This is a genomic window from Saccharomonospora sp. CUA-673, assembly GCF_001942305.1.
Classification (GTDB): domain Bacteria; phylum Actinomycetota; class Actinomycetes; order Mycobacteriales; family Pseudonocardiaceae; genus Prauserella.
The window spans coordinates 222,523-233,155 of record NZ_MKKE01000044.1 but is presented as its reverse complement, the minus strand read 5'-3'; the positions used below and the strand labels follow the sequence as shown (position 1 = coordinate 233,155).

Annotated in this window: 16 protein-coding genes; 3 read left to right on the top strand and 13 right to left on the bottom strand. The window is 68.5% G+C overall.

Annotated features, from left to right (window positions below; translation table 11 throughout):
* Positions 1-82: 82 nt before the first annotated feature.
* Both BJF85_RS29105 and BJF85_RS19490 read right to left on the bottom strand, forming a co-directional pair.
* The gene (locus tag BJF85_RS29105) at positions 83-391 is read right to left on the bottom strand and encodes an IS3 family transposase (RefSeq protein ID WP_020501082.1); all 309 of its coding nucleotides are present in this window, start codon (positions 389-391) and stop codon (positions 83-85) included.
* Between the two features lie 518 nt (positions 392-909).
* Positions 910-1,236, bottom strand: a complete 327-nt coding sequence (locus tag BJF85_RS19490; RefSeq protein ID WP_075849510.1) for a DUF1707 domain-containing protein — start codon at positions 1,234-1,236, stop codon at positions 910-912.
* Between the two features lie 194 nt (positions 1,237-1,430).
* On the opposite strand from BJF85_RS19490, the gene BJF85_RS19485 reads away from it, so the two are divergent.
* From BJF85_RS19485 to BJF85_RS19475, 3 genes are read left to right on the top strand one after another with little or no spacing between them, the layout of a single operon-like run.
* Positions 1,431-1,802, top strand: coding sequence for a BlaI/MecI/CopY family transcriptional regulator (locus tag BJF85_RS19485; protein WP_075849509.1), 372 nt, complete (start codon positions 1,431-1,433; stop codon positions 1,800-1,802).
* 34 nt (positions 1,803-1,836) lie between these two features.
* Positions 1,837-2,808: a M56 family metallopeptidase gene (locus BJF85_RS19480; RefSeq protein WP_075849508.1), complete on the top strand. Its 972-nt coding sequence runs from the start codon at positions 1,837-1,839 to the stop codon at positions 2,806-2,808.
* Between the two features lie 39 nt (positions 2,809-2,847).
* Positions 2,848-3,042: a hypothetical protein gene (locus tag BJF85_RS19475; RefSeq protein ID WP_075849507.1), complete on the top strand. Its 195-nt coding sequence runs from the start codon at positions 2,848-2,850 to the stop codon at positions 3,040-3,042.
* On the opposite strand, the gene BJF85_RS31625 is transcribed toward BJF85_RS19475, so the two are convergent.
* From BJF85_RS31625 to BJF85_RS19425, 11 genes are all read right to left on the bottom strand, one after another.
* Complete coding sequence (locus tag BJF85_RS31625) at positions 3,039-3,560, bottom strand: IS5 family transposase (protein ID WP_075849506.1); 522 nt, start codon at positions 3,558-3,560, stop codon at positions 3,039-3,041. The genes BJF85_RS19475 and BJF85_RS31625 overlap by 4 nt on opposite strands.
* Positions 3,538-3,726 carry a hypothetical protein gene (locus tag BJF85_RS31620; RefSeq protein ID WP_369822239.1) on the bottom strand — a complete coding sequence of 63 codons (189 nt, stop codon included), beginning with the start codon at positions 3,724-3,726 and terminating at the stop codon, positions 3,538-3,540. Before BJF85_RS31620 ends, BJF85_RS31625 begins: the two co-directional genes overlap by 23 nt.
* A complete protein-coding gene (locus BJF85_RS31615) occupies positions 3,671-3,880 on the bottom strand; it encodes a transposase (protein WP_369822238.1) in 210 nt (69 codons plus the stop codon). Before BJF85_RS31615 ends, BJF85_RS31620 begins: the two co-directional genes overlap by 56 nt.
* Positions 3,881-4,022: 142 nt before the next feature.
* Positions 4,023-4,658 carry a redoxin family protein gene (locus tag BJF85_RS19460; RefSeq protein WP_075849505.1) on the bottom strand — a complete coding sequence of 212 codons (636 nt, stop codon included), beginning with the start codon at positions 4,656-4,658 and terminating at the stop codon, positions 4,023-4,025.
* On the bottom strand, positions 4,655-5,224 hold the full coding sequence (locus BJF85_RS19455) for a tetratricopeptide repeat protein (RefSeq protein WP_075849504.1): 570 nt from the start codon (positions 5,222-5,224) through the stop codon (positions 4,655-4,657). Before BJF85_RS19455 ends, BJF85_RS19460 begins: the two co-directional genes overlap by 4 nt.
* Before the next feature lie 226 nt (positions 5,225-5,450).
* Complete coding sequence (locus tag BJF85_RS19450) at positions 5,451-5,915, bottom strand: cytochrome c-type biogenesis protein (RefSeq protein WP_255375781.1); 465 nt, start codon at positions 5,913-5,915, stop codon at positions 5,451-5,453.
* Positions 5,916-5,946: 31 nt separating this feature from the next.
* Positions 5,947-7,911, bottom strand: coding sequence for a heme lyase CcmF/NrfE family subunit (locus BJF85_RS19445; protein ID WP_255375780.1), 1,965 nt, complete (start codon positions 7,909-7,911; stop codon positions 5,947-5,949).
* Positions 7,912-7,913: 2 nt separating this feature from the next.
* Positions 7,914-8,330: a cytochrome c maturation protein CcmE gene (locus tag BJF85_RS19440; protein ID WP_075849501.1), complete on the bottom strand. Its 417-nt coding sequence runs from the start codon at positions 8,328-8,330 to the stop codon at positions 7,914-7,916.
* A gap of 111 nt (positions 8,331-8,441) precedes the next feature.
* Positions 8,442-9,176, bottom strand: a complete 735-nt coding sequence (gene ccsA / locus BJF85_RS19435; protein WP_075849500.1) for a cytochrome c biogenesis protein CcsA — start codon at positions 9,174-9,176, stop codon at positions 8,442-8,444.
* A complete protein-coding gene (locus tag BJF85_RS19430) occupies positions 9,173-9,856 on the bottom strand; it encodes a heme exporter protein CcmB (RefSeq protein WP_075849499.1) in 684 nt (227 codons plus the stop codon). Before BJF85_RS19430 ends, ccsA begins: the two co-directional genes overlap by 4 nt.
* The gene (locus BJF85_RS19425; RefSeq protein ID WP_075849498.1) at positions 9,853-10,533 is read right to left on the bottom strand and encodes an ABC transporter ATP-binding protein; all 681 of its coding nucleotides are present in this window, start codon (positions 10,531-10,533) and stop codon (positions 9,853-9,855) included. The genes BJF85_RS19430 and BJF85_RS19425 overlap by 4 nt, the downstream gene beginning before the upstream one ends.
* Between the last annotated feature and the right edge of the window lie 100 nt (positions 10,534-10,633).

The window sequence follows — 10,633 nt, the reverse complement described above, 5'->3', positions numbered from 1 at the left end:
TAGTGCTGGCGGTGGAGCTTGAGCACCCGGCACGCCACCGCCACCGGCACCCGAATCGGGGCATCGGGGGCGGCCAACTCCCTTACGAGCGGGTAGAGCCTTTTCCCGGCAGGTTGCCCTGCGACAAGTACGCCGCAGCCCGACGCAACACCTCGTTCTCCTGCTCCAACAACCGGTTACGCCGTTTGAGCTCCCGCAACTCAGCCGCCGCATCCGAGGACACACCCGGCTTGGCGCCGTCCTCGACATCAGCCTGACGCAACCACTTCTGCAACGTCATCTCGTGAACACCGAAGTCCGCGGCGACCTGCGCCAAAGTCACACCAGACTCGCGGTTACGCGCGACCCGGACGACGTCCTCACGGAACTCACGGGGATACGGCTTGGGCACAGTGGCATCCTTCCACGCCCACCTCTCGGCAAGCGAACTCAGATGTCACACACCCCTTCAGCAGCCCCACCTGGACCTGACCGGCCCGGGGTTTCTGGCCTTCGACATTGGGCTCCCGCTGCTAACTGATGGCGACGTCGATCAAATCCATCCTACTGACTTACTACGTAGATACCAGGTGAGGCCCCGGACCCGCTGCCCTCCAGAACTGTTAGCCGTGCAATGCCGAGGAACGGGCGCTCCGGGTTGTACGTTCGCGCGTTGATCGGCCAGTGAAACGTCGCCATAGCACCCGTCAAATACGCCGTGTGGCCTGATTTCCACGCCGAACGCTGTTCGACGTGGAAATCCGATGTGGAATGCGTGAACGCCCTTCTTCGTCAAGATCGCCAGCACCGGGTTCGGCGTGACGCCTGTGCCGTCGATCCGGTCGTCGAGCACCACGAGGAACTGCGTGGCCGCCTGGCTCCGCGGTCCGATCGCCGGGTGCATCCTGCCGATCTGATGACCCGCAACTTTCACCGGCCCATGCAGTCCGTCATCGGCCCCATCGCATGGGCGGCGGACATGCCTCCGACGAGCAGCACCAGCGCCAGCAGGCCGATCGTCGCGACCGCGAGCAGCGGCGCGGACAGGGTGGAATGTTTCCGTGCCGCGGACGGCAGGGCCGGGCTGGAGAGATCCCGGGTCAGGTCGGCGAGTTCCCCAACTGTCCGGGCGCGGTCGGCGGCTGCAACCCGTTCGGAGAACTCGTCGAGCGTGAGCCGGCCCTCGGCCACCTGGTGTTGCAGGTGGGCCGCCACGCGCTCGCGATCGGCGTCACTGGCCCGCGTCCACATGTCCATCAGCGCCTCCTGTTTGTGCCCTCACCGGCCTCGGAACGGCAGCACGCCTGTATAGAATCTACTACGTGCGTACGTAGATCGTAAGCTGGAGATGTAAGGTTTGTGTTGCACCGCCTGCGGCGGCGACCTGAGGGAACGGGGCGTACGCGATCCCACGTACGCTGGATGTGGCCGGAGGCGATACGGGAGGGCGCATGCGCGGGTTCGGTGAACTCGAAACGGTCGTGATGGACCGGGTCTGGGACGGTGACGACACCGTCACGGTGCGCGAGGTCTTCGAGTCACTCAAGACCACCAGGGAGATCGCCTACACCACTGTCATGTCCACAATGGTCAACCTGCACCACAAGGGTTGGCTGAAGCGCAAACGGCAGGGCAAGGCGTACCTGTACTGGCCGGCGCTGAGCCGCGAGGAATACAGCGCCGACTTGATGCGGGAAGCGATGGACTCCGGCGGCGACCCGGGACTCGTGCTAACCCGGTTCCTGGAGCAGATCGGGGACGACGAGTCCTCCCGGTTGCGCAAGGTGGTGCGGCGGTGGGCATCCGGCAAGGAGACGACATGAATCCCGCCAGCGCGCCCTTCTTTCGGGAGGCTGCATGAGTATTGCTGCCTGTCTGCTGCTCTACAGCCTCGTGGTGGCCGTACTCGGACCCCGCCTGCTGACCCGGTGGACCCGCACCGGGATGGCCCCCCGACTCGGCGTCGCGGCGTGGTTGGCCGCGATCGTCAGCGTGCCCGCCGCCTGGGTGGCCGCAGCGCTGTTTCTGGTCATCGAACTGGCCCAGGTCTGGAACCGGCCCGGGCAGATCCTCCACAGCTGCCTGGCCGTGCTGGAGACCGTGGCTGTCGGCGACGCTGGCGTGGCCCTCCAGGTCGCCCTGTTCGCCGTCACGGCCGCCGTGCTGGCAGGCGCCGCTGTGCTGGCCGCGCGCCTCAGTCGCTGCCTGCTCGGTGCCCGGTCGCGCACCCACGATCACGCCCGCATGGCCCGCGTGGCCGGACGGAGCATGCTCGACTCCGACGCCGTTGTCGTGGACAGCCCGCAACGGCTCGCCTACTGCGTCGCCGGCCGCCCGAACACGATTGTCGTCACCCGCGGCGCGCTCGACACGTTGGACGAGCCGCACTTGGCAGCCGTACTCGCCCACGAGCGCGCCCACCTCGCCGGCCATCACCACCTTCTGCTCGCCGCCACCCGCGGCTTGGCCGCGACCGTGCCCAAGGTCGCTCTGTTCACCCTCGGTGCCACCGAGGTGGCCCGCTTGCTGGAGATGTGCGCCGATGACGCCGCCGCACGCGCTCACGGTCGGCACACGGTGCTCGGAGCCCTGCTCGCCCTGTCCGGCGCAGCAACACTTCCCGTCGGCGCGCTCGGCGCAACCGGCGTCGGCGTCGCGGACCGTGCCGAGCGGCTGGCCGAACCCGCCACTCTCGGACAACGGTGGCAGGCGCGCGTACTGCTCACCACGACAGTTTCACTACTTGCGACCGGCCCTTTCGTGGCAGGGCTGCTCGCAGCCACCGGTCTCGCCTTCTGCGATCCACTGACCGTCGCCCAGCAGATCTAGGGCATGTCTGACAATTGTCGCGGTCGGTAGAGTGCGGGCATGAACACGAAAGCGTTCGGCGCTCTTGCCGCCTGCATTGCTGGTCTCGCGGTCCTGCTGTGCGGTCTGTCGGTGGCGATGGAACTGCCGATGCGGGTTGAGATCGTGATGATCGTCGGAGCCCTCCTGCTGTTGGCGTCCGCGGGTGCGTTCATCGGCGCTACTGTCGCCGAGCAGAAGAAGTCGAGAGTTTAGAACGCCTGGGACAGCCGCCGTGTCCAGGCGATGACGGCGTTGAGGATCACGGCGGCGCGATATACGACCGCGAGTTTGTCGTAGCGGGTGGCGAGCCCTCGCCATTGCTTGATGTGGCAGTAGCGACGCTCGATGACGTTTTGACCCTTGTAGTCGGCGGCGTCGAGGCCGACGGGGCGGCCGCCGCGTGAGCCGCGCCGCTTGCGGTGGCCTTGCTGGTCGGACGGCTCGGGGATCACGGCCTTGATCCGGCGGGAGCGCAGGTGCCCGCGGATCGCGTGGGACGAGTACGCCTTGTCGCCCCGGACCGTGTCCGGGCGAGTGCGGGGCCGACCGACGCGGCGAGCGACGCGCAGGTGTGCCATCAGTGGCAGGAACATCGGCGAGTCCCCGGCCTGCCCTGCTGTCAGCAGCGCGACCAGCGGGAGCCCGTTGCCGTCGACCAGCTGGTGGATCTTCGTCGACAGCCCGCCGCGGGAGCGGCCGACCGCGTGATCAGGCGGCTCGGCGCCCGGAATCGTGTAATTTGATCCAGCCCCCTGTGAGGCGCTTCGTGTTCGTCGCGTGCTGATGAGCTCTGGCGATGGTCGAGTCCACCGACAGCGACCAGTCCACCAGTCCGGCTTCGTCAGCGGCGGCGGTGAGCTTGGCGAGCACCTTGTCCCAGGTGCCCTCCGTGGCCATGCGGTGATGCCACGTCCACCGTCTGCCACGGCCCGAACACCTCCGGCAGATCCCGCCACGCGATCCCGCACCGATACCGGTAGAGGATGCCCTCGACCATCAACCGTGCGCCCGAGAACGGCCGCCCCTTCCGCCCCGTCGGACGCGGCAGCATCTCCTCGATCAACGACCACTGAGCATCCGAAAGCATCTGAAACCGCGACACGATCACAGACTCTCAGCGCACCGCCCGACTATTTGTCAGACACGCTCTAGCCGCCGATCACCCGAACCCGCAGCACAGAGGGTCGTCATGATTACCGGCCAGGGCCGGGCTGGACTGTGCCCTCGGTGTGCGAGCGTGGTTGACGACCGGCAAGGATCGCATCGAGGGTGCCGGACATCAGGGAGTGGGAGACCGGTCCGGTGATTTTGGCGACGATGGTTCCGGAGCGGTCGAGGAAGAAGGTCTCCGGGATTCCGAAGACACCGAAGTCCAGGGCCAGCCGGGAGTCGGGGTCGGTCACGTACCGGTAGGCGCGGGAGTCGCCGCGTCCCAGCTCGTCGAGGAACGCGGTCGCCGCGCCGCGCTTGTCCTGGTAGTTGACGCCGACCACGGTGACGCCCTTGGCCTGGTAGTTGTCCGCTGCCGCCGTGAGTGCGGGGTGTTCCGCGCGGCAGGGGGTGCACCAGGATGCCCAGAAGTTGACGACCACCACCTGTCCCTGCAGGTCGGCCAGTGACAGCGTTCCCTCGCGTTCCAGGTAGGGCAGCGGTCTGGTCGACGCGGGCTTGCCGATCAACGGGCTGTCGACCAGGGTCGGGTCCTGTCCGAGTCGGCTGCCGAACACGGCGCCGAGACCCACAGTGGCGGCAACGATGAGCAGTGCGATCCAGCGGATGGTCCGCCAGCGCTTGGTTCGCGCAGCGGTCAGATTGTCCGTTGTGGTCATCGTCTGGTCGCCTCCTTCGCGCGCGCCATGAGTTGCGAGACCTCGTTGCGGCGTTCGGGTGGGAGGTCGCCGCGCGCCGCGAGGCGGCGGAGTATGTCCAGGGCGCCATGCGGGTCGCTGCGGCCGTCAAGCAGGATTCTCGCCTTGTACCACTGCGCATCCGGCGATGTCGGCGTGTCGGCAAGTGTCTCGTCGAGGAACCGTAGGGCGGCGCCGGTGTCGCCGGTCTTGAACAACAGCCATGCGGCGCCTGCCCGCACGGTCGGATCGTTCGGCGCTTGCTTGAGGGCCATGCCGTAGTGCTCGGTGGCCTTGTCGTACCGGGCCTCTGCGATGTAGCGGTCAGCCAGGGCGAGACGCATGCCGAGGACGTTCGGGTTGGCGGAGATCACGGCTTCCATCTCGGCGTTGGTGACCTCGGCCAAGTCCCGAGGAGCCGTCGGCGCCGTACGGGCGCTGCCGGCCTCGTTGCCGCTGACGAATCCGCCCTCCGGCCGTTCGTCCGCGTACTGCGGAACCAGCACGAGCGCTGCGACGACCGTCGCAGCGGCGGCCAGGTAGGCCACGAGGCGCCCGCGGCCGCCCGTCCTCGCCGGGACGGGGCGGGTTCGGGCTCCTCCGCCGGCTGCTCGTCGAGTGCTTCGATCGCACGGGTCGCGGTGGTCTCGTACCGCCGTCGCAGGTTTCGGGAGATGTCGTCGGGAATCTCGCCTTCGGCGACCTGCCGTTCGAGATCGACGAGGTCGGCCAGTGCCTGATCGCGTTGCTGTTGGAGCAACTCGCGCTCGCGGCTCACGGCTCTTCCTCTTCGCTGAGCGCGGCGCGTGACCCGTGGACGGCGTGGTTCAGCCGTTCGCGCTGGGCGGGGTCGAGTTCCTCGACGTCAGTGGGCTCCGGTTCCGACGGCACCCGTCGTCGCCGCAGCGCCGCCAGTGCGATGCCGCCGACCGCGAGCGCGGCGATGGGCAACAGCCACAGCGGCAACGTCGTGCCGGACGCCGGAGGGTCGAGCAGGACCCAGTCGCCGTAGCGGGCGCGGAAGTAGTCGATGATTTGCTGGTCGCTTCGGCCCGCGGCGACCTGTTCAGCTACGATCGCGCGCATCGCTCCGGCGCTGTCCGAAGGGGATTCCGCGATGGAGACGCTCTTGCAGACGGGGCAGCGCAGCCGTTGCTCGATCTCGTAGGCCCGGTTCTCGCCACCGGCCGAGCCGCCGGTGAGAAGGCCCACCACAGCCAGGCCCAGCAGGGCGAGCACGGCCAGTACCGTACCGCCGTGCAGCAGCCGGCTACGCATCGGCGGACTCCCGCCCCCGGACCTCCTGGGAGCGGGCGCTTCGTCTCCGCCCGCTCCACGCCCAGCAACCGCCCGCGGCCATGAGCACGCCGCCGACCCACAACCACGACATCAGCGGGTATCGGTAGAGGTTCAGCGACACCCGTTCAGGCCGGAACTGGGCCAGGGCGACGTAGATGTCGCGGGTCGGGCCCTCCCACACGTCGGGCTGGCCCACCGACTGCGGTTGGTTGGCGAAGCTGTTCAGCTTCGGCTTGGCGGCCCAGACCGCATCGCCCTGCTCCCGAAAAATGATGTGCGCTTCGGTGCTGGTCCGGTCCGGCAGTTGGTGGCGGGCGGTGCGCTCGAAGGTGATCTGGTAGCCGGCGAACTCGGCCGTCTCGCCGCGATCGATCGTCACGGTGGCTCGCGTGGCCAGGGCTCCGGATGCGGCGATGGCCACGGCGACGACGACGAGGCCGAGGTGCGCTAGTTGCCCACCCCAGTAGCCGCGTTGACCGCGCAGCACGCGGGGCACGCCTTTCCAACGCGGTGCCGGTGCGGTGACCCACAACTGCCGGGCGCTCGCGGTGGCGATACCCACGGCGATGGCTACCACCGCGACCACTCCCGGCGCGTCGATCCCTGCGAGCACCACACCCGCGGCGGCGGCACTGGCCAATAGCAACGGCACCCGCAGCCGCGTCCACAGCACGCCGGGCGAGGCGTGCCGGTACGGGGTGAACGGGCCCACGCCCATCGCCAGCAGCAGTGCGAAGGCCAGCGGCACCGCCAAGCTGTCGAAGAACGGCCTGCCGACCGAGATCTGGTCGCCGGTGAACGCCTCCACGAGGATCGGGTAGAGCGTGCCGGTCAGCACGACGAACGCGAACACGGTCAACAGCAGGTTGTTCACCAGGAACGCGCCTTCACGGCTGGCCAGCGACTCCGGACGTGATGTCGACGCGATCCGCTCGCCACGCAGCGCGAACAGCGTAAACCCGCCGCCCAGCACCAGCACGAGGAAACCCAGGAAGGCCGGCCCGATTCCGGACTCGGTGAACGAGTGCACCGAGGCGACCACGCCGGAGCGGGTCAGGAACGTGCCCAGGATCGTCAGCGCGAACGTGGCGATGACGAGCACGAAGTTCCACGCCTGCAACATGCCCCGCTTGACCTGCACGACCGACGAGTGGATGAACGCGGTCGCCACCAACCACGGGATGAGCGCGGCGTTCTCCACCGGGTCCCACGCCCAGTAGCCGCCCCAGCCGAGCACCTCATACGACCACCACGCGCCGAGCACGAGCCCGGCGGTGAGGAAGCTCCACGCAACAAGATTGGCTCGCCTTGTGCGACGTAGCCAGTCCACCCCACCCTTGCGCAGCAGCAGCGCCGACATCGCAAAGGCGAACGGCACGGTGAATCCAACGAAACCCAGGTACAGCAGGGGCGGGTGGAACGCCACCATCAGGTGGTCGGCGAGAATCGGATTGGGTCCGGCCCCGTCGGCGGGTGGGTCGGGAAGGATGCGGAACGGATTGGCCACTGTGGACACCAAACCGAAGAAGAACACGCTCACCAGACCGAGAACACCGAGTGCACCGGTGCCGAGCCGGTCCCCGGTGTCGCGTACCTGCCGCAGCACGACGGCGGTGTAGCCGGCGAGTACCAGGGCCCACAACACGATGCTGCCGCCCAGCGCCGACCATGCGCCGGTGATCGTGAACAGTAGAGGCGTCGCACGGGAGTGGTTTTCGGCCACATAGGACACCGTGAAGTTGTCGGTGAGCAGCGCCACCTCCAGCGCGCCCATCGCCAGCAGTGCGCCGGCGAGCATGCAGCCCACCGCGAACCGCAACTGGCTACGGCGGTCCCGGTCCGGACGCCGCTGTGCTCGAAAGCCGAACACGGTCAGCGCCACCGACCCGGACAGGCCCAGTAGCACGCCTGCCCAGCCGGCGGCGGGTGTCACCATAGTCACGACTTCTCACCACCGGGCGCGGGTGGCTGGTAGTTCTCGTCGTGCTTGACCTTCATGGTGTCGGAGACGAAGACCGCACCTTGCCAGGTGCCTTCCAGCACCACTCCGATACCGGGTTCGAACAGCTGGGCCGGAGCACCGTGGTGCTCGACGGCGACGGTGGCACCGCCCGGTCCATCGCGAGACGTGAGCGTGAATCGCAACCCGTCCCCGGTGCGGACCACGCTGTCACCTGCCACGAGACCACCGAGTTGGAACCGGCGCCCGTCGTCGAAATCGGCCCGCTGGTCGACGGCCTCCTTGGGGTTGAGGTAGTAGACGAGGTTCTGGTTGAGGTTCCCGAACACCAGCACGCCGACCAGCACCGCAACCACGCCGAGACCGGAGAACGCCAGCAGCCGGTAGCGCTTCACCCTCGCCCCTCCGTCCGGCGCCGCAACCGCGCCCACCGCAGCGTGAGGCTGATCAGATACCCCGATACGGCCACGGCAGTGATCCCGTAACCCAGTGCCACCCAGGCCCATTCAGACATCGGCTCGTGATCCTTTCTCCAGCTGCGGAGCCAGTACCGCACTGCCGGCCAGTTCCTGTCCCTCGGCTACCTGGCGGGCCTCCAGTTCCTCTTCCGCCGTGGCCAGCCGGGCGCGTGCCCGCAGCGCGAGGAGGTACAGCAGCGTGAACGCCAGTACGTTCACCAACAGCGCGGCCAGCATTGTCGGGTCGATGCTCGGATTGTCGGGTTTGAGCACGGTCGGCGGCTGGTGCAGGGCCCGCCACCACACGACCGACATGTGCACGATCGGCACCTGCACGAACGCCACGACGCCGTACACCGCCGAGCGGCGCGCCCGGGTCGTGGGATCGAGGGTGGCGCGGCGCAACGCCAGGTAACCCAGGTAGACGAAGAACATCACCGCCGTGGTGATCACCCGCGGGTCCCAGGTCCACCACACACCCCAGGTGGGTTTGCCCCAGACCGAGCCGAGCACGATGGCCAGTCCGGTGAAGAACACACCGACCTCGGCGCTGGCGGCGGCGAGGCGGTCGTAGCGGGACCGGCGCCGCCACAGCCATGCCACACTCGCGCCGAGCGTTACCGCGAAGCTGAGGTAGGCGGTCCACGCCGCCGGGACGTGTACATACATCAAGCGCTGCAGGTTGCCCTGTAAGCGATCGGGTGGGGCTAGCATCGCGGCGGCCACGCCGATCGTGACCGTCGCGGCGACCACGATGGGCAGCCGGCGTCCGAACAGTCTCATGTGGACTCCTCCAAGTGCCGTGCGGTCAACCCCACGGCGACAGCCATGGCGAGATCCACCGTCAGCATGAGTAACAACCAGGACCACGGAGCGCGGCCGTAGCGGGCGGCATCCAGCGTCTGCGTCGCGCCCACCAGTAGCGGCAGCGCCACCGGCACCACCAGCAACGCGCCAAGGGTGGTCCGCCCCGCCAGCCCGTGCGCGAGCGCGCTCGCGAGCGTGCCCAGCACCGCCAGTCCGACGGCCACCAGCGGAAACACCGCCAGTAGCCAGGGCCAGCCGGACAGCTCAGGGTCGTAGAGCAGCACTGCGACCGGCGCCAGCAGTACCTCGAACGCCAGCAGCAACACGGCGTTCGCTGCTGCCCGTCCGGCCAACCGCACCCCCGGGTGCACACCGCACAGTCGAAGCATCGCCTGCTGCGCCGGATTGTCGACCGCGCTCTGCCGCAGGGTCACCAGCACGCCGAACAGCACCACGACCACCCAGTACAGGCCGGGCCCGACCTGCCGCAGCAGCGGCACATCGCTGCCCACCGCCAGCGGTACCAACAGCAACGCCAGCGCCCCGAACGGAGCGGTCACCAACAACGCCTCGCCTGCTCGCAGTTCCAACCGCAGATCCTTGCGGGCCAGCTCGACCCCTTGCTGCAGCGCACCGGGAACAGTCGGGGCCGTCATGAGACAACTCCGTCGCGCAGCGGTTCGGCTCGCCCGCCGACGATCTCCACCAGCTGATCGGCGAGACCGTGTAGCCGCGGGTGATCGTGCGAGACCACCACGCTCGCCCCGCCGCGGTCGCACACCTGCCGGACGACGACCTCGACGAGGCCAATCGAAGCGGCGTCCAGCCCCGCGTGCGCCTCGTCCAACAGCAGCAACCCGGGCTCGGTCAGCAACACCCGGGCCAACTCGGCCCGGCGCCGCATGCCCTGCGAACAGACCTCCGCCGGCCGGTTCCGCGCGGGCCCCAACCCGACCGCCTCCAGTGCGTCATCGACCGCTCGGCCGGACCGCCCGGTCAGCCGGGCCACGAACTCCAAGTTCTCCCGCAACGTCAAGCGGGGATACAACGCGGCGTCATGACCGACCAGCGCGATCCGCGGGCGCACGGCCGCGCAGTCCGGACTGCCCAGCGCCGCACCGAGGACCTCACCGCGTCCACTCACCGGTGGCAGCAGCGTCGCCAGTACGCGCAGCAGCGTGCTCTTGCCCGAGCCGTTCGCCCCCACCAGACCCACGGAGTCGCCAGGGCCCACGGTGAGGTCGACCCCGCGCAGCACGGCGGTGCGCTCGACATCGACCGCGACGCCGGCCAGCGTGGCGATGGCGTCGTTGTCGGGCTTCGGGCTGAACATGGTCGGTCTCCGCGGTAGCTAGCGAGTCATCTACTATCTACGTAAGTACGACTTATGAGCGTAGATTAACGCTCCCTGCTGCCGGTCTCGAACCCGGGGG